At 63.3% G+C, this 25,797-nt stretch carries 19 protein-coding genes and 1 pseudogene; 7 read left to right on the forward strand and 13 right to left on the reverse strand.

The features are described from left to right. Positions 1-161: 161 nt before the first annotated feature. The 10 genes from NLM33_RS13315 to NLM33_RS13360 all read right to left on the reverse strand — a co-directional run bounded on the left by NLM33_RS13315 (position 162) and on the right by NLM33_RS13360 (position 14,188). Positions 162-1,001: an aldo/keto reductase gene (locus tag NLM33_RS13315; RefSeq protein ID WP_254096495.1), complete on the reverse strand. Its 840-nt coding sequence runs from the start codon at positions 999-1,001 to the stop codon at positions 162-164. Positions 1,002-1,322: 321 nt separating this feature from the next. Continuing rightward, positions 1,323-3,299 (reverse strand): methyl-accepting chemotaxis protein, encoded by a 1,977-nt coding sequence (locus tag NLM33_RS13320; protein ID WP_254096496.1) that lies wholly within the window; start codon positions 3,297-3,299, stop codon positions 1,323-1,325. 202 nt (positions 3,300-3,501) lie between these two features. Next, on the reverse strand, positions 3,502-6,204 hold the full coding sequence (locus tag NLM33_RS13325) for a nitrate reductase (protein WP_254096497.1): 2,703 nt from the start codon (positions 6,202-6,204) through the stop codon (positions 3,502-3,504). Between the two features lie 14 nt (positions 6,205-6,218). Beyond that, positions 6,219-7,436, reverse strand: coding sequence for an NAD(P)/FAD-dependent oxidoreductase (locus NLM33_RS13330; protein WP_254096498.1), 1,218 nt, complete (start codon positions 7,434-7,436; stop codon positions 6,219-6,221). Between the two features lie 74 nt (positions 7,437-7,510). Beyond that, positions 7,511-8,902 (reverse strand): MFS transporter, encoded by a 1,392-nt coding sequence (locus NLM33_RS13335; protein WP_254096499.1) that lies wholly within the window; start codon positions 8,900-8,902, stop codon positions 7,511-7,513. Positions 8,903-9,321: 419 nt separating this feature from the next. Then, positions 9,322-9,747, reverse strand: a complete 426-nt coding sequence (locus NLM33_RS13340) for a globin family protein (RefSeq protein ID WP_254096500.1) — start codon at positions 9,745-9,747, stop codon at positions 9,322-9,324. 97 nt (positions 9,748-9,844) lie between these two features. Next, positions 9,845-10,639 carry an ABC transporter ATP-binding protein gene (locus NLM33_RS13345; RefSeq protein ID WP_254096501.1) on the reverse strand — a complete coding sequence of 265 codons (795 nt, stop codon included), beginning with the start codon at positions 10,637-10,639 and terminating at the stop codon, positions 9,845-9,847. Between the two features lie 12 nt (positions 10,640-10,651). After that, positions 10,652-11,545 (reverse strand): nitrate ABC transporter permease, encoded by an 894-nt coding sequence (gene ntrB, locus NLM33_RS13350; protein ID WP_371930115.1) that lies wholly within the window; start codon positions 11,543-11,545, stop codon positions 10,652-10,654. 65 nt (positions 11,546-11,610) lie between these two features. Next, complete coding sequence (locus NLM33_RS13355; protein WP_254096503.1) at positions 11,611-12,927, reverse strand: CmpA/NrtA family ABC transporter substrate-binding protein; 1,317 nt, start codon at positions 12,925-12,927, stop codon at positions 11,611-11,613. Positions 12,928-13,270: 343 nt separating this feature from the next. Next, positions 13,271-14,188 carry an intradiol ring-cleavage dioxygenase gene (locus NLM33_RS13360; RefSeq protein WP_254096504.1) on the reverse strand — a complete coding sequence of 306 codons (918 nt, stop codon included), beginning with the start codon at positions 14,186-14,188 and terminating at the stop codon, positions 13,271-13,273. A gap of 162 nt (positions 14,189-14,350) precedes the next feature. Here NLM33_RS13360 and NLM33_RS13365 point away from each other — a divergent pair, with 162 nt between their 5' ends. Further along, positions 14,351-15,625 (forward strand): serine hydrolase, encoded by a 1,275-nt coding sequence (locus NLM33_RS13365; protein ID WP_254096505.1) that lies wholly within the window; start codon positions 14,351-14,353, stop codon positions 15,623-15,625. Positions 15,626-15,657: 32 nt separating this feature from the next. On the opposite strand, the gene NLM33_RS13370 is transcribed toward NLM33_RS13365, so the two are convergent. After that, positions 15,658-17,394: a SulP family inorganic anion transporter gene (locus NLM33_RS13370; RefSeq protein ID WP_254096506.1), complete on the reverse strand. Its 1,737-nt coding sequence runs from the start codon at positions 17,392-17,394 to the stop codon at positions 15,658-15,660. Positions 17,395-17,711: 317 nt separating this feature from the next. Between NLM33_RS13370 and NLM33_RS13375 the strand changes: the two genes are divergently transcribed. After that, a complete protein-coding gene (locus NLM33_RS13375) occupies positions 17,712-19,169 on the forward strand; it encodes a sensor histidine kinase (protein ID WP_254105790.1) in 1,458 nt (485 codons plus the stop codon). Between the two features lie 71 nt (positions 19,170-19,240). Here the strand turns inward: NLM33_RS13375 and NLM33_RS13380 are convergent, their stop codons facing one another. Continuing rightward, on the reverse strand, positions 19,241-19,972 hold the full coding sequence (locus NLM33_RS13380) for a cytochrome c biogenesis CcdA family protein (protein WP_254096507.1): 732 nt from the start codon (positions 19,970-19,972) through the stop codon (positions 19,241-19,243). Positions 19,973-20,177: 205 nt separating this feature from the next. Beyond that, positions 20,178-20,504 (reverse strand): hypothetical protein, encoded by a 327-nt coding sequence (locus tag NLM33_RS13385; RefSeq protein WP_254096508.1) that lies wholly within the window; start codon positions 20,502-20,504, stop codon positions 20,178-20,180. Between the two features lie 433 nt (positions 20,505-20,937). Between NLM33_RS13385 and NLM33_RS13390 the strand changes: the two genes are divergently transcribed. From NLM33_RS13390 to NLM33_RS49605, 5 genes and pseudogenes are all read left to right on the forward strand, one after another. After that, entirely contained in the window at positions 20,938-21,981 is a 1,044-nt protein-coding gene (locus NLM33_RS13390) for a LysR family transcriptional regulator (protein ID WP_254096509.1), read from the forward strand. A gap of 29 nt (positions 21,982-22,010) precedes the next feature. Then, positions 22,011-22,382 carry a helix-turn-helix domain-containing protein gene (locus NLM33_RS13395; RefSeq protein WP_020608151.1) on the forward strand — a complete coding sequence of 124 codons (372 nt, stop codon included), beginning with the start codon at positions 22,011-22,013 and terminating at the stop codon, positions 22,380-22,382. A gap of 370 nt (positions 22,383-22,752) precedes the next feature. Beyond that, entirely contained in the window at positions 22,753-24,108 is a 1,356-nt protein-coding gene (locus tag NLM33_RS13400) for a murein L,D-transpeptidase (protein ID WP_254096510.1), read from the forward strand. Positions 24,109-24,502: 394 nt separating this feature from the next. Next, positions 24,503-25,321 (forward strand): enoyl-CoA hydratase, encoded by an 819-nt coding sequence (locus tag NLM33_RS13405; protein WP_254096511.1) that lies wholly within the window; start codon positions 24,503-24,505, stop codon positions 25,319-25,321. Between the two features lie 223 nt (positions 25,322-25,544). Next, a pseudogene (locus NLM33_RS49605) lies at positions 25,545-25,682 on the forward strand (zinc-ribbon domain-containing protein); the annotation flags it as partial. Positions 25,683-25,797: the final 115 nt, after the last annotated feature.

Raw genomic sequence — 25,797 nt, forward strand, 5'->3', positions numbered from 1 at the left:
GGCGGGCGGCGGTGTCACGGCTGGAACTCGGGAAAATGCGAATCTTATGAGCCTATAAAAACGCCAATTGCGCGCGGTTCACAACGCCCGAAAACAGGAAGCCGATATGCGCTGATGGGCACGTGTGTGAACGCTCCGTTAATAAAATGCGCCTTTTTGCACTACAGCATCGGCAGGCTGCGCGGCTTGCTCCCGCGCGGAAACGCCGCATCCAGCGCTGTGATGTCGTCCTTGCTCAACACGAGATCGCCACTTGCCGCATTTTCGCCAGCATGCTCGGCAGACGACGCCTTCGGGATCGCGAACACGGTAGTTGCGCGTGTGAGGAAGCTGAGCGCCACCTGACGCGGCGTCGCGCGGTGCGCCTCCGCAATGCGCGCGAGCACCGCGCCACCCTTGCTCGCCGCTGCGGGAAAATCGTCATGGCCGAAAGGCGAATAGGCCACCACCGCGACACCGCGCCGCTCGCACCACGGGATCACCGCGTGCTCGATCGCGCGCTCCTTCAGATGGTACAGCACCTGATTGCAGGCGATCTTGCCGTCACCGGCAACGTCGAGGATATCGTCGAGATCGTCGGTATCAAAGTTGGACACGCCCCAGGATTTGATCTTGCCGGCCTTCACCAGTTCCTCGAATGCGGCAACGGTGTCCTCCAGCGCGTAGGAGCCGCGCCAGTGCAGCAAATAGCAGTCGAGCCGGTCCGTCTTCAGCCGCTTGAGCGAGCGCTCGCAAGCCGTGATGGTGCCGCGGCGCGAGGCGTTGCTCGGCAGCACTTTTGAGACCAGGAACACCTCGTCGCGGCGGCTCGCGATCGCGTCGGCAATGACGAGCTCCGCATCGCCATACATCTCAGCGGTGTCGATATGCGTCATCCCGAGATCGAGCCCGCGCTGAAGCGCCGCAATCGCGCGCTTGCGGTCGCCGTGGTCGAGATACCAGGTCCCCTGCCCGATGATGGAGACGTTGGCGCCGGTGTGGCCGAAGGGTTTTGTGTTCATGTTTTTCTCCACAGGCGAGATCGAAAGCCCACCCTGTCCCCACATGCGGGGAAAGGCGAACGAGCGCGCGGCTTGCGTTTCATCCCACAACAACTATCGAACGCTAGAGTTCACCGATATCGGCGTTTCCAGGTACATGATGGTTGTTGTGTTGTCAGTATGTCCCGGACAGGCGCTCGCGTCAGCATAAGCGACAATCTCGGATGACAGTAAGTGCGCGGCCGAGCGATGATTTGGATCAATCCATCGCCGCCTTCCAGCGTTGTCATGTCGGCCGCCGTGCGCGCCCCGAACAGGTTTCGCGGCGATTTGTCCCGGGCTTCAGGAGGCCCGCACCGTCACAAGGAACTGCTCGACCTCGCGACCCAACCGATTGCTTTCCCCGAGCAGCGCTGACGCGGCGCCGTGAACCTGCGCGGCTGCTGAGCCCGTATCGGATGCGCCCCGACTGACCTCCGCGACATTGCTCGAGACCTGGACTGCGCCCAGGGCGGCCTGCTGCACATCGCGGGCAATCTGCTGCGCGGCGGATCCTTGTTCCTCGACGGCCGTGGCGATCGACGAAGACATTTCCGCAATCGACTGGATGGTGCCGCCGATCTCCTTGATGGCTCCGACCGACTGCTCGGTCGCCGATCGGATCTGAGTCACCTGGCGCGCGATTTCTTCGGTCGCCTTGGCGGTTTGTCCCGCCAGCGCCTTGACCTCGGCCGCAACAACCGCAAACCCCTTGCCCGCTTCGCCCGCGCGCGCCGCCTCGATCGTCGCGTTCAAGGCAAGCAGGTTGGTTTGCTCGGCTACGGCGGAGATGAGCTGGATAACCTCTCCGATGCGGGCGGCCGACTTGGACAGCTCGTTGATCTGCAGATTGGTGCGATCGGCCTGCTCGACCGCGGTGAGCGCAACCTTCTGCGATTCGACGACCCGTCGGCCAACCTCGCTTACCGAGGAGACCATCTGCTCGCAGGCTGCCGCCGCGGACTCCACACTGGCCGACGACTGTCCCGAGGCTGCCGCCACCGAAGCCGACAGCTCGTGCGTGGCCTCCGCGGTCTTGGTCATCCCGTTGGCCGCCAGCTCGATTTCGGATGACGCCGTGGTGACCGCGGTTACGATCCTGCCGACAGCCGTCTCAAAGCCGTCCGCGATCTCAAGCATGGTTTGCTTGCGCTGCGCTTCGGCCTGCTCCTTGGCACTCTCGCGCTCATCGGCCAGCTGCCTGTTCTCCAGCAGCTTGCGATGGAACACCGACAGGGTGGCCGAGATCTTGCCGATTTCGTCGCGGCGATCGATCCGTTCGACCGTGCGTTCGAGATGTCCCTGCGCAAGGCCCTCCATCACGTCCACCATCCGGACCAACGGCGCCGTCAAGCGTCGGCCGAACAGGAGAGCCACAATCATCATGACGGCGACCGCGATGCAGATGGACCAGACCACGTAGCGCTGCACGGTTGCCAGATCGTCCCTGACCGCTTCAAGCCGCTTATCGGACGCGTTTCGCACGGCATCCAGGTTGGGCCGCAGCCGGTCGTAGATCTGCGCGAGATCGGCGGCCTCCTCCGCGAGCGTGCTTTGTCCGGCCATGAAAGCGAGGAAGCTGATCTTGTAGGTATCTATGAGCTTGGATATCTCGGCCTTGGCCTCCGTGGGCAGATCGGACTTCGGGAGCTCGGCGAGGAATTCGCCCACGCGCTTGGTCAAATCATCGCCGTATTTTTCGTCGCCGCGCAGCATGAAATCCTTCTCATGCCGCCGCATCATGAGCATCAGCACGGCAAGCCGCGGCTGATCGAAGGTCTTGAGCTTGCTCTCGACCGAATGCACGGCCGCACGGAGCCTGCCCTGCAGGCCGTCGTTTTCGTTGAAGCCAACAAGCTTCTGCGCCGCGACCACGTTGGAGAAGCGCGTGGTGTAGTTGCCGATGACCGCACGGAAGGTCAGCGCCTTGCGCAGTTCATCGCCTTCTGGAAGCGAGCCGGCAAGCTCCTCGATTTCGGCAAGACGGACGGCGGCGGACTTGATGGTCTCCTCGTGCGCGGCTACCTTCTTGTCAGTCGGCTTCTGCAGAAATTCGGTCGCGGTTTCGCGGCCCTGCAGCAGGCCTTCGGATAGCCGCGCCGTCAGGGACTCAAGCTTTGCAAAGCGATCGGCGACCCGTTGGCTACGATCTTCGATCTGGCGCCCGGCCAGATAGATTGCGCCCACCACGACGACGCCGGCGACCCCAAGCAGAAGGATTTGCGTGCGCAGGCCAACGTGAAGCCGTCCCGCCAGCCGGCCCTTGCCTAGCTCCCTCATGCGCACCCATATCCCTAAAGAATAAATTCTAAGATTGAATTCCTAGTAGACGGAATTGCTTAATACTTTTGCAATCGGCCGCTTGGGACCTATCCGAGAACCGAAGCGCCAGTCCGCCGCCTACGCTTCGGCGGCCCCATGACCGCAAGCCCGGCGAAGCCTTCGGCGTAAGCCGTGTCGCAGGCGATGATCCGAGCCCAAATCAGCTCGCCGCGCCGGCGAAGTTTGCTTCCTTCGCCGCCCCGCCCGTCTCCGCAATCAGCCGCTTGAGCTGGGGAATGCAGGAGCCGCAATTGGTGCCGGCTTTGAGTTTTGCGCCGATCTCGGCCGCGCTGCGCGCGCCGGCAGAGATGGTGTCGCAGATGGTGGCGCGGCCGACGCCGAAGCAGGCGCAGACCACGGGACCGGTCGAGGCGACGCCTTCGGTCGATTTGCCCGAGAGCAACAGGCGGCGCTGCTCGTCGCTGACGCTGTCTGCCGCGAACAGGCTCTTCACCACTTCCCAGTCGCCGGCATCATGGGCAGGCCCGATGAACAGGCAGGTCTCGATGCGATCGTCGACGAAGGATGCGGCGCGATAGACGCCGCCGCCGAAATCGCGATACTCCGCGATATCCTCACCGGCGATCCCCTGGAGCCAGGCCGGCCAGCGCGACAGATCCGCATTGTCGGCGAAGAGATAGCCGTAGCCGCCGCCGATCGCGGCACGCGCCCACCACAGATGCGGCGGCAGCGCGAGCTGCTTGCGCGAGAGCGCAAAGCCGCGGAAGACGTACTCATACGGCGCGATCGCGGCCGGGGTCGCCTTGGCTTCCGGCTGCCCCGAAAACGGATCGTTGAACGACTGCACCAGCGCGCCGATGCGGCCGTGCGAAGTGTTCATCGCGCTCCAGTGGATCGGCACGAACAGCGTGCCGCGCTGCTGGCGCTCGCTGACCACGACTTTCAGGATGCACTGGCCGTAGTCGGTGGTGACGCGGGCAAAGCTGTCGTCGGTGACGCCGTATTTGCCGGCGTCATCGGGATGAACCTCGACAAACGGCTCCGGCAGATGCGCCCCAAGCCGCTGGCTGAGGCCGGTGCGGGTCATGGTGTGCCACTGGTCGCGGATGCGTCCGGTGTTCAGCCGCAGCGGTCGCCCCGCATTGGTCTCGCTGCGCAGCGCCGGCACCTCCGGTGCGACGAAACGGCCCTTGCCGTCATTGGTGAAGAAGCCGCCGTTCGCGAAGAAACGTTCTCCGGACGGCTGGCCCTCGCGCGCCGGCCATTGCAGCGGCACCAGCGCATCATAGGCTTCGTCCGAGACCGATTGCAGCGCGCCGATGTCGAAGTCACGGCTGCCATCGTTCTCGAACGCCGAGAGCGCGGCATGCTCGCGGAAGATCTCGGCGGCCGATTTGTAGTTGAAGCCCTCGCCGAAGCCGAGGCGCTTTGCGACCTCGCTCAGAATCCACCAGTCCGGCCGCGCCTCGCCCGGCGCCGGCAAGAACGAGCGCTGCCGCGAGATGCGGCGCTCGGAATTAGTCACCGTGCCCGACTTCTCGCCCCATGCGAGCGCGGGCAACAGCACATGCGGCCCCGCCTCGACCGTATCGTTGGCGAGCACGTTCTCCGAGACCACGAACAGCTCGAGCTTCTTCAGCGCCTCGCGCACGAGGTCGGCATCCGGCAGCGACACCGCAGGATTGGTGCCCATCACCCACAGCGCCTTGACCTCGCCGCGGTTGATCGCCTCGAACAGCTGCACCGCCTTCAGCCCTTCATGGGTGGCGATGCGCGGCGCCTTCCAGAACCGGCGCACGCGATCGATCTCGGGCGGCGTGAAGTTCATGTGCGCGGCGAGCTGGTTGGCGAGCCCGCCGACCTCGCGCCCGCCCATCGCATTGGGCTGTCCCGTGAGCGAGAACGGCGAGGCCCCTGGCTTGCCGATGCGGCCCGTGGCGAGATGGCAGTTGAGGATGGCGTTGACCTTGTCGGTGCCCTGCGCCGACTGGTTGACGCCCTGCGAGTACAGCGAGACGACCCGCTCCGTCTCGCGGAACATCGCAAAGAACGCCGCGACGTCCTGCTCCGACAAACCGGTCGCGAGCGCCGTCGCAGTGACGCTGCCGGCGATGCTGCGCGCACGTGCCAGCGCATCGTCGAAGCCCGACGTGTTATCCGCGATGTAGTCCTTGTCGAGAGCGCCGCTGTCGGCGAGATGGACGAACAGGCCGGAGAACAGCGCGGTGTCGGTACCCGGCTTGACGCCAAGGAACAGGTCGATATCGCTTGCGGTGTCGGTGCGGCGCGGATCGATCACGACGATGCGCGCACCGCGCTCCTCCTTGTTCCTGCGCATGCGCTGGAACAGGATCGGATGGCACCAGGCCGCATTGGAGCCGACCAGCACGAGCAGGTCGGCTTTGTCGAGATCCTCGTAGCAGCCGGGCACGGTGTCGGCGCCGAAGGCGCGGCGATGGCCGGCGACCGAGGACGACATGCAGAGTCGCGAATTGGTGTCGACATTCGCCGTGCCGACAAAGCCCTTCATCAGCTTGTTGGCGACGTAGTAGTCCTCCGTCAGCAACTGGCCGGAGAGATAGAAGGCGACCGCATCCGCGCCGTCGCGCGCCACGATATGCTGCATGCGATGGGCGACATGGTCGAGCGCGTCGCTCCAGGCGACACGTTCCATGACGCCTTTGCAGCGGATCATCGGATAGAGCAGACGTCCCTCGAGTCCGACGGTCTCGCCGAGCGCCGAGCCCTTGGAGCAGAGCCGGCCGAAATTGGCGGGATGCTCGGAGTCGCCGGCGATCGCAGCGCCACCGTTGCCGTCGGGCGTTGCCAGCACGCCGCAGCCGACGCCGCAATAGGGGCAGGTCGTTCGGGTGGTGCGGAGCGTCGGATCGATCGCAGTCATTCAGGCGACATCCATCAGGCGGCTTTGGGGGGAAGCGCGAGCGCGCGGCCGAACATCATGTCGGTGCGGATCGCGGCGACCTTCTCGCTATTGCGGATCAGTTCGAGATACCAGAGCGCGTCCACGGTATCGCCGATCAGCACGGCGCCGGTGAGTCTGCCGTCTGCGATCACCAGCTTCTTGTAGGTGCCGCGCCTGCGATCGGAGAGCACGAGGCTCTCGCTGCCCTCGCCGCCGACGAAATCGCCGGCCGAGAACACGCTGACGCCGGATACCTTCAGATTGGTCGAGACCACGCTGCCCTGATAGGCGGCACTCTTCCCGGCGAGATGCCGCGCCAGCACGCGCGCCTGCTCATAGGCCGGCTCGACGAGCCCGTAAGCGGTGCCGCGATGTTCGGCGCATTCGCCGAGCGCGAAGATGTCGGACTCGCTGGTCTGGAGGCAATCGTTCACGACGATGCCGCGATTGACAGCAAGCCCCGCCTCCTTCGCGACCGCGACGTTCGGCCGAATGCCGGCCGCAAAGATCACGGCATCGGCCTCGATGCGGCTGCCGTCGGCAAGCTCGACGGCCTCGACGTGGCCGTCGCCATGAATGCATTTGGTGCTGGCGTTCAGAACGACGTGGATGCCCTTGCGCTCGACCAGCGTCTTGAGCAACTCGGCGGCCGGCAGATCGAGCTGGCGCTCCATCAGGCGGTCCATCAGATGCAGCAGCGTCACCGGTGCACCCGCTTTCGCAAGACCATAGGCCGCCTCCAGTCCCAAGAGGCCGCCGCCGACCACGACGACGCGCTTCCTGGCTGCTGCGAGCGTCAGGAGGAGATCGACGTCGCGGCTGTCGCGAAAGGTGTGGACACCTGCGAGATCCGCACCCGGCACGTTCAGCCGCAGCGGCGTCGAGCCGGTGGCGAGGACAAGCTTGGAGTATTCCATGCTCTCCTCGCCGGCGATCTTCAGTTCGCGACGGCCGACATCGATCTCGGTGACGCGATAGCCGTAGCGCACGGTGACGCCGCGCTGCCGCCACCAGTCGGCCGGCCTGAGCTCGATCTCGTGCGAGCCGGTCTCGCCCGCAAGCACGGACGAGAGCAGCACGCGGTTGTAAGCGAGCCGCGGCTCTTCGCCGATCACAGCGACTGCGTAACGGCCGAGCGCGGTCTTGGCGAGTTCATCGACCAGACGCGCTGCCGCCATACCGTTACCGACGATGACGAGCGGTTCACTCATGAAAGTCCTCTATTCTACAGCCTGAGGGATGCTCCTCCCCGCGTACGGGGAGAAGCGAGATTCGTACCAATCCTCTACACTCGCGCTTCGGCAAGGCTCGGAGCACCTTCGGCTTGCGGGCCGCGACGCAGGTAGAACCACCAGGTCAGCCCGAGGCAGGAGGCGTAGAAGGCGAGATAGATCGCGAGCGCGAGCTGCGGCCCGCCGGTCATGGCGATCGACTTGCCGAACCCGGTCGGGATCAGATAGCCGCCGACCGCGCCGACCGCGCCGATGAAGCCCACGGCCGCACCGCTTTCGATGCTCGCCGTCTTCAGCGCGAGCGCACGCGCCGCATCGCCCTTGCCGCGCACCTTGAACAGGTTTTCCTCGCGGAAGATCGAGGGGATCATCCGGTAGGTCGAACCGTTGCCGATGCCCGTCGTGACGAACAGGATCAGGAACATCGCAAGGAAGCCCAAGAAATCCTTCTGCCCGACGAAATAGAGCACGCCGATCGTCGCCGCCGCCATCGCGATGAAATTCCAGAAGGTGATGATGGAGCCGCCGACCTTGTCGGCAAGCCAGCCGCCGAGCGGGCGCGACAGCGAGCCGACCAGCGGACCGAGGAAGGCGATCGAGATCGTCATCGCGGGGAACTGGGTCTTGATCAGCAGCGGAAACGCCGCCGAGTAGCCGATGAACGAGCCGAAGGTCCCGATATAGAGATAGGCCATGATCCAGGTGTGCTTGCGCTTGACGATCGCGAGCTGGTTCTTCACCGACGACTTGGCCGAGGTCAGGTTGTTCATGAAGAACACAGCGCCGAACACCGCGATCGCGATCGGCAGCACCCACATCAAACCGGCGTTCTGAAGGAAGATGCCGTCGACGGGCGTCGCCTGGAACAGGTTGATGACGCCGAGTGTCATCAGGATGGGCGTCAGGAGCTGCACGCTGGAGACACCGATATTGCCGCCGGCCGCGTTGAGACCGAGCGCCGATCCCTTCATCCGGTCGGGGAAGAAGAAGGAGATGTTGGTCATGCTGGAGGCGAAATTGCCGCCGCCGAGGCCTGCGGTCGACGCAACAAGCAGCATCAGCCAGAACGGCGTGTCGGGCTGGCTCACGAAATAAGCAAGCGACATCGTCGGGATGAACAGGATCGCCGCGCTGAAGATGGTCCAGTTGCGGCCGCCAAAGGTCGTGACCGCGAAGGTATAGGGAAAGCGCATGAAGGCGCCGATCAGGCCCGGCACGGCGACGAGCTGGAAGAGCTGATCGGTCGTGTAGTGGAAGCCTGCCTGCGGCAGTTTGGTGGTCACGATGCTCCAGATCAGCCAGACCGAGAAGCCGATATGCTCGGCCACGATCGACCAGATCAGGTTACGCCGCGCGACAGTCTTGCCAGTCGCATTCCAGAACGCCTCGTCTTCGGGGCGCCAGTCTGAAATCCAGGTCGGATTTCCGGTCGGATTCTTCGTCATTGATAATCCCTTTTGGTCTCACCGCTGCGTCGTTGCAGGCTCAGCCTCCACGCATGGAGGCACGCTCCGAGGCTTCCCCCCGGTGGCGAGTTCACGATGCTGATTGATGATGTCTGGGGACGTCGTCGTTGGCGTCGCAAAATGACATTTCAAATTCCATGCCAACTGCGCGCGATCGGGAAATACAGGAATTTCAGCGACTTATTCGAACGGCCCGAAATTTTCGCAGGCCATTTTCGCATGCAAATTTTGCGATTCGCTCAATCCTTGTGCGACGCACAAAGATTGAGCGAGATGTCGATTACTTGGGCGCGCGATGCAGGGGGTAACGACGCGTTTACGCGGCTTCGGCGAAGCGCGCACACAAGTTCGCATGGTCGCCGCACTTCGCGCGAGCACTACGCCCTTCCGGATGCTTCCTACTCGGCCGCCTGCGGCCGGCCATAGGCCTCAGTGATCATGAAATTGGAGAGGACGCCGTAGGCTGCGGTCCAGGCGGAAGCGACCTCAGGCGTCCAGGCTTCACCGAGGCCTTTTTCCAACGTCCAGAGCAGTGCGGAGCCCACCACCGGATAATGCTCCGCCTTCGCGCCATAAGCGACGTGACGCTTTGCCAGCGCGCTCGCGGCGGGCAGGATCGATTCAAGGTTGGAAAGACCGCCGACGACGATTGCGAGCGTTGCCATCAGCTTCTTGCGCTGATCGGTCAGGTCGGCCGGAAACATCGCCTTCACGGAAGGCGCGACTTCGAACAAACGATCGTAGAAAATGACAGCGGCCTTTTCCGAGATCGGTGCGACCTTGGCAAAGCTGTCCTGGACTAATTTGATTTGCGTCGGATTCATCTCAAACTTCCTTAGGTGACGTGATCAAGAGAGACCCGTTGGTCGCGACGCCGGCGCTTTGGTTCAATGCCAGTGCTTCCCGCGCCACACACCTGGACTACGCCGCCTCGACGAAGCGATGACGCTCGTAGAGGAATTCGAGCACGCGCTGGCGGCACTTCAAGTAAGTGGCGTTCGACGCGAGCTCGAGCCGCTTGCGAGGACGCGCGAGCGGCACGTCCAACACCTCGCCGATGTGCGCGCTCGGCCCGTTGGTCATCATCACGATACGGTCGGACAACAGCACGGCCTCGTCGACGTCGTGGGTGATCATCAGAATCGTGTTGCCGAGCTTCTGATGCAGCGCCATCACCGAGTCCTGCAAATGCGCGCGGGTCAGCGCGTCGAGCGCGCCGAAGGGCTCGTCGAGCAGGAGCACCTTCGGCTCCATCGCGAGCGCACGCGCAATGCCGACGCGCTGCTTCATGCCGCCGGAGATTTCCGACGGACGCTTGTCCTTGGCATGGGCCATCTGCACGAGGTTGAGATTGTGCATGACCCAGGCCTCGCGCTCGGCCCGCTTCTTGGTCCTGGCAAACACCTTGTCGACGCCAAGCTTGACGTTCTCGAACACGGTCAGCCAGGGCAGCAGGCTGTGGTTCTGGAACACCACGGCGCGATCGGGTCCGGGCGAGTTGGCCTCGCGGTTCTCCAGCAGCACGCCGCCGGTCGAGGCGCCGGTCAGACCTGCGATGATGTTGAGCAGGGTCGACTTGCCGCAGCCGGAATGGCCGATGATCGAGACGTATTCGCCCTTCTCGATGGTGAGGTTGATGTCCTTCAGCACCTCGGTGGTGGCGGCACCGCGGGTAAAGATCTTGTCGATGTGATCGAGCTTCAGATAGGCGGTCATGTGCCCTCTCCTTCAGTTCTGCGCGGTGCCGTGGGTGACGAACTTGCCGAGGCCCGCGATCAGGCGGTCGAGCACGAAGCCGATGATGCCGACATAGAACAGTGCCAGGATGATCTCGCTGATATGCGAGGAGTTCCAGGCGTCCCAGATGAAGAAGCCGATGCCGACGCCGCCGATCAGCATCTCGGCCGCGACGATCGCGAGCCAGGAGAGGCCGATGCCGATACGCAGGCCGGTGAAGATGTAGGGCGCGGCCGCGGGGATCATGATCTTGCCGAAGAACTCCAGCGGATTGAGCTGCACGACGGCCGCGACGTTGCGGTAGTCCTGCGGGATGTTGCGGATGCCGACCGCGGTGTTGATGATGATCGGCCACACCGAGGTGATGAAGATGACGAAGATCGCCGAAGGCTGCCCGTCGCGGAAGGCGGCGAGCGAGAGCGGCAGCCAGGCGAGCGGCGGGATGGTGCGAAGGACCTGGAATAGCGGATCGAGTCCGCGCATCGCCCAGACCGATTGCCCGACCAGCGTGCCGAGCGCGATGCCGACGATGGCCGCGATCGAGTAGCCATAGGCGACGCGCTGGAGGCTGGCGGAGAGATGCCAGAACAGGCCCTTGTCGATACCGCCGTGGTCGAAGAACGGATCGAGGATCAGCTCCTTCGTATCCTTGAACACTTTCGACGGCGGCGGCAGCGTGGAGCCGGCGCGGCGGCAGATGAGCTCCCAGACCAGCATCGACAACGCGAGCACGACGAGCGGCGGGATGACGCGGACCGCGGTCTCCTTTGCCATACGAGCGTATGTCTCGGCGCGCGGCGGGCGCTTGGGTGTCATCGCGACGACCGACGCGGCCGCGCCGGCGGAAGGTGCAACACCTTCGGCGTCGATCTTCTTCACGGACATGTTCATCGAAATCGTTCTCCGGCTGCAATGGCGATGCGGCCGCCCATGGGCGGCCGCGGGACCTGTCAGACTTCGACGCGCTTGATCGCGAGCGACTTCAGATAGGCAGCCGGATTTTCGGGATCGAACACCTTGCCGTCGAAGAAGGTCTCCTTGCCGCGCGAGGTGGAGGCCGGAACATCAGCGGCTGCAACGCCCAGCGTCTTGGCCGCGTCCTTCCAGAGGTCCTCGCGGTTGACCTTGGCGATCAGCGCCTTGGTGTCGAAATTGGGTTCGTACTTGCCCCAGCGGATGTCTTCGGTAAGGAACCAGAGGTCATGACTCTGGAACGGATAGGACGCATTGTCCTTCCAGAAGCGCATCTGCTGCGGCGAGTTCTCGACGATGCGGCCGGTGCCGTAGTCGAACTTGCCTTTCATGCGGTCGGTGACGTCCTCGACCGGGCAATTGATCCACTGGCGCTTGGCGCAGATCGTCGCTGCTTCCTCGCGGTTCTCGACCTTCTCGGCCCATTGCTGGGCTTCCATCACCGCCATCAGCAGTGCTTTCGTCGCCTTCGGATATTTGTCGACGAAGGCCGCGCGCATGCCGAACGACTTCTCGGGATGCTTGTCCCAGAGTTCACCGGTAGTGACCGCGGTGTAGCCGATCTCCTGGTGGATGAGCTGGAGGTTCCAGGGCTCGCAGACGCAGAAGCAATCCATCGTGCCAACCTTCATGTTAGCGACCATCTGCGGCGGCGGCACGACGATGGTTTCGATGTCCTTGTCGGGATCGATCCCGCCGGCGGCAAGCCAGTAGCGGATCCAGAGGTCATGCGTGCCGCCGGGGAAGGTCATCGCGGCCTTCACGGCCTTGCCGGAGGCCTTCTTCTTGTCCAGCGCGACCTTGAACGGCGCGGTGTCGATTCCAACCTTGATGTCGGCATATTCCTTGGCGACCGAGATGCACTGTCCGTTCAGGTTGAGCCTTGCCAGGATGTACATCGGCGTCGGCTGATTGTTCTGCGTCACCTTGCCGGCGGAGATCAGATACGGCATCGGAGTGAGGATGTGCGCGCCGTCGATGCCGTTGCCTTCGGAGCCGAGCACGAGGTTGTCGCGCGTCGTGCCCCACGAGGCCTGCTTCTGTACCTCGACATCGGGCATGCCATATTTGGCGAAGATGCCCTTCTCCTTGGCAACGAACAGCGGGGTCGCATCAGTGAGCGCGATGAAGCCTAGCTTGGCGCCCTTGACCTCGGGGCCTGATTCTTGCGCGAACGCACCTGCGGGGAAATTCAGCTTGGCGGCGGCGAGAAGTGCGGCGGTGCTACCGGTCGCTTTCAACAATTGACGGCGGCTGAGGCCGCTCGCGGAGGGGCGGCGAATGCGCTTGGTCATAGGTCGTGTCGTCCTTTGCGTCGTTGCAGAGATGGTGCGTCAGTGCACACGAGCCCGCCTGTCCGGTGACGCCGCCTTTGGCGCATGCGAACGCATGACGGAGAGACCCCCGTCCGGTGGCGTCGGCAATTCGGATGAGAAGTCTCGCGGGACGGCATCAGTGGCGTCGGCACAAACTATTCAAGCTTTGTGCCAAGCGGGACAGCGCGAATATTATTTATAAATCAATATATTAAGGCATGGGAACAGATTGTCGCAGGCCTCTGTTCCGCATGCAGAATTTGCGACCTGCCCAGTTCTTGTGCGGCGCACATAAACTAGGCAGGCGCTGGGAGGGCCGCTCTCACGCGTGCTCCGCGACCTTCACCCCGAGCGGCTTGGGAGCCAAACCGCTGCCCGGCTTGAGGTGGAATTCATAAGTCATCAGGTGCCAGGGCGCAGCCGCCTTGCCGCCGTCGGGCATCGCCGGATCGGCGCGTTTCTCGACCTTCGCGATCAGCTCGTCCTTGACGCCGAACACCACGTCGGAATCCAGGTATTTGTCGCCGCCAATGAAGACGTGGGTGATCAGGGGCTCATAGCCCTTGGCGTTGACCAGGAAGTGAACGTGCGCGGGCCGCATCGGGTGGCGGTTGGTCTGCACGATCATCTCGCCGACCGGTCCGTCAGTCGGGATCGGATAGCTGCAGGGCAGAATGGTGCGAAAGAAAAAGCGGCCGTCACTGTCCGTGACGAACCGCGCCCGCGCCGAAGCGCCAACCTCGTCGTAGTTCGGCTTCTGGGAATCGTAGAAGCCGTCGTCGTCGGCGTGCCAGACGTCGACCGGAACATTCGCGAGCGGCGCACCGCTGAGATCCGTGACACGGCTCTGCACGAACATCCTCTCGCCGGTCAGGTTATGCGGCGAGATGTCGGTGCCGTGCGCGGTCACCTTGTGCTCGCCGACATAGAAGGGACCGAGCACCGTCGTCTCGGTGGCGCCGTCGCGGTCGCGGTGGTTCACCGCGTCGACCAGCATGGAGACGCCGAGCACGTCGGAAAGCAGGATGAACTCCTGGCGGGTGTCGGTGCACTTTTGTCCTGTACGGGTCAGGAAATCGATCGCATAGTCCCATTCCTCGAAGGTGAGGCCGGTCTTGCTCACGTAATCGTGCAGCGACTTCACCAATTCCTGGAGCAGGAACTTTGCACGCGGATTGGGCGTGTTGTCGAAGCTCTTGATGACGGCCTCGGTAAGCTCGGTCTCGTTGAACTGGGTCATTTCTCTTTCCCGCTGTCCGATTTTCTCGTTGTTTGGCCTGACGGCGTTCCGCTGCGGAGCCTACACCAGCCGGGCATACGGCGTTAAGCGCGACCGGCTTGGAATGGAGCCCTCATTTCGGCTATCACCTCCCCACAAGAACACTCCGGAGGAACGTTCCAGATGCTCGCCCCCACCCCCGCCTCGCCCGAATCCGTCGGCATGTCCAAGGCCGCGCTCGACCGCGTCGATGCGCATCTGAAGAACCGGTATGTCGATGCCGGCCGCTTCCCGGGAACGCAGCTCCTGGTCTATCGCCGCGGCAAGATCGCCCACCGCTCGGTGCTGGGCCTTGCCGACGTCGAGCGCGAGGTACCGGTCAAGGACGACACCATCTACCGCATCTATTCCATGACCAAGCCACTCACCAGCGTCGCCTTCATGATGCTGGTCGAGGAAGGCCTCGTCGCGATCGACGAACCCGTGCACAAGTACATTCCGGAATGGAAGGACCTCGGCGTCTTCGTCGCCGGCACGAACCCTGCCTTCCTGACCCGGCCGCCGTCCCGGCCGATGCAGATCGTCGACCTCCTGCGGCACACCTCGGGACTGACCTACGGCTTCCAGCAGCGCTCCAATGTCGATGCGGCCTATCGCGAGCAGAAGATCGGCGAGGTCGAGAAGGCCGGCACGCTGCAGACGATGATCGAGGGGCTCGCCAAGATCCCGCTGGAGTTCTCGCCGGGCGATGCCTGGAACTACTCGGTCTCAACCGACGTGATCGGCTATCTCATCGGCAAGATTTCGGGAATGCCGTTCGAGCAATTCCTGAAGCAGCGCATCCTCGACCCGCTCGGCATGACCGACACCGATTTCCACGTGCCCGCCTCCAAGGCGCACCGCTTCGCGGCCTGCTATTCCGCCGATCCGCAGGGCGGCATGACCTTCCATGCCGGCCAGCGCCGTCAGGGCCTGACGCTGCAGGACGACCCGACGACGAGCTCGTTCCTGTCGCCCCCAGATTTCATCTCCGGCGGCGGCGGTCTGTGCTCGACCGCTGCAGACTATCTCACCTTCTGCCGCGCGCTGATCAATGGCGGCGAACTCGGGGGCGTCAGGCTGATCGGACCGAAGACGCTGGCGCTCATGACGACCAACCACATTCCGGGCGGCCACAGCCTGCCCGACGTGTCTCGCTCGCTGTTCAGCGAAGCGACGTACAATGGCATCGGCTTTGGCCTCGGCGTCGCCGTGACCATGCGCCCCGCCGAGACACTCATTGCGGGCAGCCCCGGTGAATATAATTGGGGCGGCGCCGCCACCACCTCGTTCTGGATCGATCCGGCCGAAGAGCTGATCACGATCTTCATGACGCAGGTTCTGCCGTCGAGCGCCTACCCGATCCGGCGCGAGCTGCGCAGCATGGTCTACGCCGCGATCACCGAGAGCAATCTGTAGGCGCACCACGGGGCGGGCCTCGGCACTTCACCCTAAGGCCCGTTCGCTCCAACCTCGGCTTGGTCCTCCCAGTCCTCCCACGCCACATCATTGATTTCGAGATAACGAGAAACGGCGACCCCGATGGTCGGGAAGAAGTAGTTTTCGCCAAGCTGCGCGAACAAGCCAAATCGCTTCAGCTTGTCCTTCACGGGATCCTTGAGCTCGGCAAAGCACAGCTCAATCCCCTGCGCGTGCAGCGCTACATCGAGTTCAGCGACCACGTCGCAGGCTGTGACGTCTACGCTCGTAACCGGCTCCGCCGCAACGACCAGCCAGCGTACAGACGTCGGCGATGTTGCTATGGCATCCAGAATGCGCTCCTTGAAGAATTCGGCGTTGGCAAAGAACAGAGGCGCATCCCACCGAAACAGGACCAGCCCGGGGATTCGGCGTGCATCCGGATATCTTGTGACGTCGTGATAACCCTTGACGCCTTGGGCGCGCCCCAACACGGCGGAATGCGGGCGCCATCCGTCCCAAAGAAACTCCGCGATGGCGATGGCGATTGCCAGGCCTATTCCTGGAATCACACCGAGCACGGCGACACCGACAAAGCAGACGATCGCCAACCAAAACTCCCACCGCTGAATGCGATAGATTCGTTTCAGGTCGGCGACCTCGATCAAGCCGATCGCCGAAGTGATGACCACAGCGGCCAATGCTGCACTCGGCAAATGCTGAAGGAGGTTTGGCGCCGCCAGCAAGAGCACAACGATGGCAAGCGCGCCAACGACGCTGGTAAGTTGGGTCCGCGCGCCGGCGGCTTCCGCAACGGGTGTACGCGAGCTGCTGCTGCTGATCGAAAACCCCTGAAAAAAGCCGGTCACCAGATTGGCGACGCCGAGGCCCACCAACTCCTGGTTGGGATCGACCCGCGTCCCCAATCGTGCGGCATAGGCCCGTGAGAGCACGCTGGTATCTGCAAATGATATCAGCGCTATCGCACAACCGCCGACCAGCACAGGGACCATGTCGCCGTAGCTGATCCAGGGAACGACGAAACCCGGCAGTCCCTGAGGAAGAGGACCCAGGACCTTCACGTCATAAGGCGCTGCGAGACCGAGCGCACCGACGACGACCGTCGCGCCAAGAACCGCGATCAGAATGCCCGGGAGCCGCTTGCTGTTCCTGAGAAGCAGGATCACGATCAACGTGCCGAGCCCGATCCCAAACGCGACCCAGTTTGTCCGCCCTTGATGGATTGCGCCGCCGATCGCCAACAAACTTCGAAGAGGTCCTTCGCTCTCAATCGAGAAGCCCATGAGCTTCGGCAGCTGGCTGATCAATACGGTCAACGCGATTCCGTTCATGTAACCGTAGCGTATCGGCTTGGAGAGAAGCTCGGTCACAAAGCCCAGGCGCGCGATACCCGCCAGAATGCAGACCATCCCCGAAACGATCGCCATCATGCCGGCGAGCGTCGCGGCCCGCAGGGGATCACCACCGGACAACGGAGCGACAACGCCGAGGATGACTCCTGCCAGAGCGGAGTCCGGGCCGAGGACGAGGATACGGCTTGGACCGAACAACGCATAGACCATTAGCGGCACGATCGTTGCGTACAGACCATAGATGCCAGGCAATCCCGATGCTGTGGCGTAGGCAATTCCGACCGGGACCAGCATTGTCGCCAGGACGATCCCGGCGAAGGTATCGTGCCGAAGCCACGCCGCCTCATACCGACGGAGAGTATGGAGCCCCGGCAACCAGTGGATCCAATGCTTCATCGGCGATCACCCCAAACCCGGGCAGGGCTAGTTGGCCGCGCTCTATACGCTGGCCGAGATTAGCGCGGCTGGAATCCAGCGTAGGCTAATACGCCCCTAGCAAGCTGAACAGTGGCGTAGTGTTCATGCGAGCGACGCAGAATGCAGTGCAAAATCTGACGCGCCGTCATCTGCCATGAATTCGAAAACCCGTGGCGCAACCGAGAGGCTCCTCGTATGCTCTTTCGTCTTCCGGCGCCGTCGCACCGGAACCAGGGCGTCCGCGTTTGTCCAAGTTGACCCTACCTGTGCGGCTCGCGCTCCTCGTCATGGGGACGATGCTGCCCCTGATCGTCTTCGCCGTCGGCATCGTCTTCTACAACTACACGCAAGACCGCAGCGACGCCAATCGCCGTGTGCTGGAAACGGTGCGCAGCATACGCCTGGTGCTCGATGCCGAGGTACAGCGAATGACCGGTGGCTTGCAGGTGCTTGCGCTCACCAACGCACTGCGCAGCGGCGACTTCGAAAGCTTTCGACGCATCGTCTCAGGCTTCCTCGACCAGTACGGCAAGGACGGCGTCGTGCTGGTCTCCGACCGCAAGGGGCGGCTGCTGTTCTCGTCGGTGACGGAGAACACCGCGGGCCTGCCGCTGCGCAACAACACCGAGATCGTGGAGAAGGTCTTCGCGACCAAGTCGCCGCAATATTCCGACCTGTTCCTGGGCGCGATCAAGCAGCGCCAGGTCGTCACCGTGGAAGTCCCCGTGCTGCGCGACGGCGAGGTGATCTACGCGCTTACCTTCAGCCCGCCGCTCGACATCTTCCAGACGCTGGTCGAAAAGCAACGGCCGGATGAGCACTGGACGGTGTCGCTGCTGGACAGCAAGGGCGTCGTGTTCGCGCGCGCGCCCAACCCGGGCGACACGTTCGGCAAACGCGCCACCTCCTCGCTCTATGACGAGATGTTCCGCAAGGGCGAGGCGTCCTTGTCGGCGGTCTCGCTCGACAACATTCCGCTCAGTGCTGCCTATACGCGATCACGACTGACAGGCTGGACGGTTGCCGCCGGCGTTGCCGAGAGCTCGCTGGTCGCGCCGCTTTGGCGCAACATCGCGATCACGAGCCTGATCGGCGGCGTGCTGCTCCTGACAGGGCTTACCTTCGCCCTGCGGATGGCCGCGACCATCGCGCGTGGCGAAATGCTGCACAATCTGCTGATCGAAGAGCTCAACCATCGCGTCAAGAACACCCTCGCCTTGATGCAGGCGATCGCGGTGCAGTCGTTCCGCAGCGCGAGCCGCGACGAGCGCACCAAGTTCGAGGGGCGCCTCGGCGCGCTTGCGGAAGCCCACAATCTCCTGAGCCAGGAGAAGTGGCAGGGCTCCGATCTGAAGGACGTCATTGCCCGGGCACTGGACCCGTTCCTGCTGAACAATCCGGACCGCATACGGATGAACGGACCGGCGGTGCCGCTATCGCCGCGCCTCGCCCTCGTGCTGTCGATGATCGTGCACGAGATCGCGACCAACGCCGCCAAGTACGGCGCGCTGTCCAACGAGACCGGGACGGTGACGCTGGACTGGGAGGTCACGGCCGATACGGCCAAGCCGCGGCTGCGGCTGATCTGGACCGAGCGCGGCGGCCCGCCGGTGACCGCGCCCGTGCAGCGCGGCTTCGGCTCGCGCCTGATCGAGCGCAGCGCGCGTGATCAGCTCGGCGGCGAAGCGACGGTGGACTTCCTGCCGCGCGGCGTCGTCTACACGATCAGCTGCGCGCTGGACGAACCGCGGTAGCGAATGAGCCTACTTTGCATGGGGTTGTTTTCGATATTTTTATTGTCCGGCCTCAGGCCCTGATCTGGCCCCTAGCCGATCGACTGGAGCACCGGAAAAGTCTCGAGCAGCCAGATGCTCATGTTGCTGATCGCGCCGGTGAGAAAGAAAATGCCGGTGATCACCATCAGCACGCCCATGGCCCGCTCGACATTGACGAGATGGCCCTTCATGCGCGCGAACAGCGCCGAGAATTGCTCGATCAGGAGCGCTGCGATCAGGAAGGGAATGCCGAGCCCCGCGGAATAGACCGCGAGCAGACCGGCTCCCTTGGTCACCGTCGCCTCCGCTGCGGCAATCGAGAGGATCGCCGCGAGGATCGGCCCGATGCAGGGCGTCCAGCCGAAGGCGAAGGCCAGCCCCATGATATAGGCGCCCCACAGCCCCACGGGCCTGGGGATCGGCAGCCGCCCTTCCCGCATCAACAGGTTGATGCGCGTCAAACCGAGGAAGTGCAGGCCCATCACGATGATGACGACGCCGGCGAGGATCGAGAGCTCGGCCGACCAGGCGCGGATCACGGTGCCGATCAGGGAGGCGCTGGCGCCCAGCGCAATGAAGATCGTCGAGAAGCCAAGCACGAACAGCAGTGCCGACATCATCACCGCGCGCCTGGAGGCCGACGGCTGCTCGTCGCTCTCGACGTGCTCGATCGTGGCGCCGGTCAGATAGATCAGATAGGGCGGAACCAGGGGCAGGACGCAGGGCGAGAGGAAGCTGACGAGGCCGGCAAGCAGCGCCGCCGTGATCGAAACATTTTGCATGATGCAGTCGGGGCCATCTCAAGGCCCGCACCGCGCGCAAGGGAAGCGCGCCGGAATTTGGGCCTAACGGCCCTTGGTGTAACCGATGCAGGGCAATGCGCAACAGAGGCGCGGGAAACCAAGGCTCCTCCCGATGCCGCCTGTGATCACAGGTGCGGCATCGGGACACGCACAAATCTCGCGGATGCGAGAGACGGCGGCGCGGTTATTTCACCACGCGGAGCAGCGGACGCCGGGGCTGGTCCTGCGTCTGCTTGGAACGGGAGGCGGATTCGCTGGCAGCGCCCCGCAGCATTTCGTCGCACAAGGCCCGAAGCTCGGCGTTGTCGACGCCTTTGAGTTTCATCCGCAAATCGAGGATGGCGATCGAGAGCAGCTCGACTGTCTCGCGGACCTGATTCTCACCGAGAACCCGACGGCACTCCTCGAGCGTTTCGAGCACCGACTGCAATTGTTCATCTGAATGCGACACCAGCGTTCTTTCCGTTAGTTCAACCTGTGAGAATGAATGGCAACCATCCACGCGGTCCATGGTTGCGAACGAGGATAGCACGATGAATCCGAGCCTTCGAAGACGATTTCGGCACGTCCGGGCTCGAAAATCGCAGTTCCAGTGCAAGAAAAGCCTTGCGTGATCGCCAAAGCACGGCGCGTCAGCATGATTGGATTTGTTGGCAATGATGCTTCCGCTGTGGACAATCGGGAGATGGACGTGAAGCCGGACTCGCGACCAATGCCCTCCGTTTTCGGAGAGCCCGATATCCACACGGTCTTCTCAAGGCTCGCAACGGAACGCACGCGATACCCCTCATCCGGACGATCGTCTGCCCGATTCCCAGTCATGGCGCACTCCAATACCTCCCGCGAGGCGGTAACAATGGCGTTAAAAACTCGCCACCCCCGCAACCCGCCGTGGTTGTGGTTTGCCCAAGTTTCTGCCAGTTTAGCCAGCCGAAAGGACTTGTATGCACCTCTTGGCGGAAAGGGGCGTTCCTCTGGAAGAACGCCAGAAAGCACTCCTCGGCGGCCTCTCGGATTGGGACGCGGCCAGGATATTCCTTGAGGTCGTGCGTTGCGGCAGCTTCCGTTCGGCGGCCGAGCGCCTTTCGCTCTCCATTAATGCCGTCCGGCGACGAATCGACGATTTCGAGCGCCAGATCGGGTCCACCCTGTTCACCCGCGACGTCCATGGCACCCATCTGACCGATGAAGGCGCACTGGTGGTCTCGGCCGTGGAGCGGATGGAGGCCGCGACCTTCGACGTGATGCGCGCCAGCGATACGCTCGCCGGCACGTCCGGCGAGGTGCGGGTTGCCATCACCGAAGGGCTCGGGACCTTCTGGCTCGCGCCGCGGCTGGTCGAATTCCAGCAGAGCTATCCGAACATCCTCGTCGACCTGCACTGCGCGATGCGCTCGGCCGACGTCTCCCGGCACGAGGCCGACGTCGCCATCCATCTGTCGCGCCCCTCAGCGCTCGACATCAAGCTGGTGCGACTGGGCCGCATGCATCTGATGTTCTGGGCGGCCGAAAGATACATTCAGAAACATGGCGCTCCGCGCACGGCTCACGAATTGATCAAGCACCGCCTGGTGCTGCAATTCGCCGACCAGCTCGCAGCCAAGGAAACATTCGAGAGCTTCTTCCCGGGCGTTGCGGAGCGTGACCTTCTGGTCATGAAGACCAACGTCTCAAGCGCCAACTACTGGGCTGTCGCGAACGGCGCCGGAATCGGCGTATTCCCGAGCTATGCCATCGCGCTTGGCGGGAAGTTGATACCACTGGAGGTCGCGTTGAACCGACCGCTGGATATCTGGTTGTCCTACCATCCCGGTAGCGGTCGGATTCCAAGGGTGCGGCACATGATTGACTGGCTGATCGAAGCCTTCAATCCGGCTCGCTTCCCGTGGTTCAAGGATGAATTCGTGCATCCGCGCGAATTCAAGGAAGTGTACATGGGCGAACCCCTGACCCAACTCTTCGGGGGATTTTCAACCGAAGAACGGTGAGAAAAAGTATGAAAACAGCGGCGAAGAGAATGAAGCAGCGCAGTGCCGGCAAGCCGGACATTGAGCTTGGCAAACGGATCAGGTTGCGGCGCGTCGAGATGAAGATCTCGCAGGCTGAGCTTGGCGAGAAGCTGGGCGTCAGCTTCCAGCAGGTCCAGAAGTACGAAAAGGGCGTCAATCGTGTCGGCGCGGCCCGTCTGCAGCAGATTGCTTCGGCGCTCGATGTGCCCGTGACCTTCTTCTACGACGGCGACAACAAGGCGCGCGAAGTCGAGAGCCTTCTGTTCCTCGACAGTGCCTTCAGCCTCCGGCTGCTGCGCGCCTACAGCAAGATCAAGGACCAGACGGTGCAGCGTCAGCTCGTTTCGCTGATGGAATCGATCGCGGCGAACGAAAGCTGAGCGATCGACGGCTGGGCAGTCGGCCGTCCATCGGACTTGATGTTCAATCCGCCGCGTCGCGGGGGCGCGGCTGGATTGGACGGGACTTCGCCGCGCGCCTGACGCGCGGCTTTTGCTTTTTGGCCCTCCTTCTAAAACGCCCCCTTGTTGCTTTTCGTCCGTTTCCTCGCGTTTTTCACGAACCGATCCGAGCCGTCGAACGACCAAATCGAGGGCGGATGGGCCGGGACGCCTGCGTTTAATCGGACCGCAATCCCCATGCCCTAGCCTGCCTCCGACTCGCCGAAAGCCGCGCCCGCGGCACTGCCGCAAGAAGAACATCATGCGAGCGCCCGTCCGGGCCTCGTCTTTCCAAGGGAAGATCAGACACATGTTGAAGCGCCAAGCCATGATCGTTGCGGTTGGGCTGCTCGCGAGCGCCTCGGCCCTTGCGCAAACCGAAACCACCGGCCAGGCCGGTCCTGCCAAGCCCGCGACCGCAGCACCGGCCGGTACGACACCCGCGACGGCCAATCCGGCCCACACGGCGGCGCCGAAGGCCGCCACAACGCCTGCCTCGACCCCGGAGTCACGCTCAGCCGCCGCGCTTGCGCTATCGCATGAGCCGACCTTCGACGAAGGCTCGGCCCAGCGGATCAAGGACGCCGCGCTGAGCTACTCCGACCTCGCCGTGCGCGGCGGCTGGCCGACGATCCCTGCGGACGCGAAATTCACCCTCGGCACGCAAGGGCCCAATGACGAGCTGCTGCGCAAGAGGCTGATCGCCTCCGGCGATCTCGCCGCCGACAAGGCAAGCGGCCCCTTCGACCAGGATCTGACTGAGGCCGTGAAGCGCTTCCAGGCGCGCCACGGTCTCGCGCCGACGGGCACGGTGACGCCGCGCACGATCGCGGCCATGAACGTCTCGGTGCAAAAGCGCATCCGGCAGCTCGAGGCGTCGCTGGAGCGGCTCCAGAACACCAACTTCGGCTTCGGGCAACGCTATGTCGTGGTCAATATCCCCGCGGCCTTTGCCGAAGCGGTCGAGAACGACGTCGTGGTGCGGCGCTATCGCGTGATCGTCGGCAAGACCGAAAAGCAGTCGCCGACACTGACGACAGAGATCACGGGCGTCGTCCTCAATCCGACCTGGACCGTGCCCTCCTCGATCGCCAAGACCGAAATCTCCGCGCATATGCGCAAGGATCCGACCTATCTGTCGCGCATGCACATGGAGGTGCTCGACGCTCACGACAATCCGATCGATCCGCATTCGGTCGACTGGTCGGGCACGCACACGCCGAACTTCACCGTGCGCCAGCAGAACGGCACCTTCAACGCGCTTGGCGCGGTCAAAATCGACATGCCGAACTCCTATTCGGTCTACATGCACGACACCAACCAGCGCAACCTGTTCAGCGACGACTACCGCTTCGATTCCCACGGCTGCTCGCGCGTCGACAACGTGCGCGATCTCGCGGCCTGGCTGCTGAAGGACCAGCCGAAGTGGAGCCGCGCCGCGATCGATGCGGAAATCGCCACCGGCCAGCATCTCGAAGTCGCCATGGCGAAGAAGGTCCCGGTGACCTGGATCTATCTCACAGCGTGGATGACCAAGGACCAGACCATTCAGTTCCGCAACGACGTCTATAACCAGGACGAACAGTTGCTGGAGGCCACGGCCGAAGAAGCCGCATTCTTCAGCAATGCCGCCAACCATCCGCTGACCGCGCATCTGGCGCAGTAGGCCCGGCACGGCCCGCTCGACCAAAATCTGGAAAACAACCCCATGCAAAGTAGCGAGGCCGGGGGATGGCGCATTGCTGATTTACAGAAATCGACTTGACACGTCGGGCAAATCAGGGGCAATAGTCGATCATCGCGCAATCTGCGAAAGGCAACCGTGCCCTGCCTGAGAAATGGGCCCGTGGAACGGTTGACCTCGCCGCAGCGCCTGCCGCACATTGCTCATGCGCGATGAGATCGGGACGAGCCGTCATCGCGCTTTAGGTTGTTGAGCATGATCTCCGCGCAAAATGCGTTCCGCGTTTGTCGCGAGGGAAAAACCGCTGCACACTTTGCGCCAACGCGGCCCTTTGGGTCCGGATCATGCTCTAGCCGCCAACACAAGCGGGTGCGCGATGACAGACGTTTTCCAGCCGGACACTTCATTCGCCGACGGCAAGATCCTCAAATCTTCCACCGACGGCGTGGGCGCGATCACCTTCAACAATCCGGACAAGCACAATGCGATGTCGCTGGAGATGTGGGAAGGGTTTGGCCAGGCGCTGACGAGCTTGCGCGACGACGACACGGTGCGCGTGGTGATCCTGCGCGGCGCCGGTGGCAAGGCTTTCGTGTCGGGTGCCGACATCAGCCAGTTCGAGAAGCAGCGCCACAACGCGGCAGCCTCCGAGGACTACGCGAAGCGCAGCGCCGTGCAGCGGGCGCTGCTCGCAGACTACCCCAAGCCGACGATCGCCTGCATCCAGGGCTTCTGCCTCGGCGGCGGCATGCAGGTCGCAATGCTCGCCGATATCCGTATCGCCGCCGCGAGCAGCCAGTTCGGAATCCCCGCGGCAAGGCTCGGAATCGCCTATGGCTATGACGGCTTGCGCCACCTGGTCTCGCTGATCGGCCCATCCTGGGCGCGACTGCTGATGTACACGGGCATGCGCATCGATGCGGCGGAAGCACTGCGGATCGGGCTCGTGGAGCGCGTGATCCCCGACGATCAGCTCTGGGGCGAGACCATGGCGATCGCCGAGACGATTTCCGGGAATGCGCCGCTCGCGATCAAGGCCGCCAAGATCACCATTGCAGAGGTGCTGAAGGACGAGAGCCAGCGCGACATGGACGCGATCAAGCAGGTCGGTACAGCCTGCATGGACAGCGAAGATTTTCGCGAGGGCCGCCAAGCCTTCATGGAAAAGCGCAAGCCGCAATTCCGCGGACGCTAGGGCGGAGCGGTGAATTCGTCAGGTCCGCCCTGCTCTGGGAAGGTCGGGCTCGCTACCAGTCTGGAAGCCAAATGCCAGCGCACGCGGCACGAAAGCCAGCGAAGCCTTTAATTGCGTCAAATGCAGGTCTTTTGGGCCGCCGGCCTCGCCGCTGGGCCGATTACCAGCTTGTTGACAATGGAGTTCGACGGTACCGTGGGAACGGCTTTTCGCAGGGACCTAAATGATTTGCCCGAGGTGCCAGCACCAAAACGGCGCAGCGGCGAAGTTCTGCGAACAATGTGCTTTAGCACTGACACGCGTTTGCGCGAACTGCGGCACTGAGGTTTCGCCGACGGCCAAGTTCTGTTCGCATTGCGGTCACGCAACGGGTCAGGGTGCCGCAAACTACCTGTCTGCCCGCTCTCAGGCGGTGAGACCACAGACTGCCCAACTCATCCCTGACGACGTTCTCACCGCTACCGCCGAACCCGCGG

The organism is Bradyrhizobium sp. CCGUVB1N3, assembly GCF_024199925.1.
Lineage (GTDB): Bacteria > Pseudomonadota > Alphaproteobacteria > Rhizobiales > Xanthobacteraceae > Bradyrhizobium.

Bases quoted from the DNA above. Each gene is read 5' to 3' on its own strand.
- NLM33_RS13315 (WP_254096495.1), bottom strand. From the start codon at position 1,001: ATGAACACAAAACCCTTCGGCCACACCGGCGCCAACGTCTCCATCATC.
- NLM33_RS13320 (WP_254096496.1), bottom strand. From the start codon at position 3,299: ATGAGGGAGCTAGGCAAGGGCCGGCTGGCGGGACGGCTTCACGTTGGC.
- NLM33_RS13325 (WP_254096497.1), bottom strand. From the start codon at position 6,204: ATGACTGCGATCGATCCGACGCTCCGCACCACCCGAACGACCTGCCCC.
- NLM33_RS13330 (WP_254096498.1), bottom strand. From the start codon at position 7,436: ATGAGTGAACCGCTCGTCATCGTCGGTAACGGTATGGCGGCAGCGCGT.
- NLM33_RS13335 (WP_254096499.1), bottom strand. From the start codon at position 8,902: ATGACGAAGAATCCGACCGGAAATCCGACCTGGATTTCAGACTGGCGC.
- NLM33_RS13340 (WP_254096500.1), bottom strand. From the start codon at position 9,747: ATGAATCCGACGCAAATCAAATTAGTCCAGGACAGCTTTGCCAAGGTC.
- NLM33_RS13345 (WP_254096501.1), bottom strand. From the start codon at position 10,639: ATGACCGCCTATCTGAAGCTCGATCACATCGACAAGATCTTTACCCGC.
- ntrB (WP_371930115.1), bottom strand. From the start codon at position 11,545: ATGTCCGTGAAGAAGATCGACGCCGAAGGTGTTGCACCTTCCGCCGGC.
- NLM33_RS13355 (WP_254096503.1), bottom strand. From the start codon at position 12,927: ATGACCAAGCGCATTCGCCGCCCCTCCGCGAGCGGCCTCAGCCGCCGT.
- NLM33_RS13360 (WP_254096504.1), bottom strand. From the start codon at position 14,188: ATGACCCAGTTCAACGAGACCGAGCTTACCGAGGCCGTCATCAAGAGC.
- NLM33_RS13365 (WP_254096505.1), top strand. From the start codon at position 14,351: ATGCTCGCCCCCACCCCCGCCTCGCCCGAATCCGTCGGCATGTCCAAG.
- NLM33_RS13370 (WP_254096506.1), bottom strand. From the start codon at position 17,394: ATGAAGCATTGGATCCACTGGTTGCCGGGGCTCCATACTCTCCGTCGG.
- NLM33_RS13375 (WP_254105790.1), top strand. From the start codon at position 17,712: ATGCTGCCCCTGATCGTCTTCGCCGTCGGCATCGTCTTCTACAACTAC.
- NLM33_RS13380 (WP_254096507.1), bottom strand. From the start codon at position 19,972: ATGCAAAATGTTTCGATCACGGCGGCGCTGCTTGCCGGCCTCGTCAGC.
- NLM33_RS13385 (WP_254096508.1), bottom strand. From the start codon at position 20,504: ATGGACCGCGTGGATGGTTGCCATTCATTCTCACAGGTTGAACTAACG.
- NLM33_RS13390 (WP_254096509.1), top strand. From the start codon at position 20,938: ATGCACCTCTTGGCGGAAAGGGGCGTTCCTCTGGAAGAACGCCAGAAA.
- NLM33_RS13395 (WP_020608151.1), top strand. From the start codon at position 22,011: ATGAAGCAGCGCAGTGCCGGCAAGCCGGACATTGAGCTTGGCAAACGG.
- NLM33_RS13400 (WP_254096510.1), top strand. From the start codon at position 22,753: ATGTTGAAGCGCCAAGCCATGATCGTTGCGGTTGGGCTGCTCGCGAGC.
- NLM33_RS13405 (WP_254096511.1), top strand. From the start codon at position 24,503: ATGACAGACGTTTTCCAGCCGGACACTTCATTCGCCGACGGCAAGATC.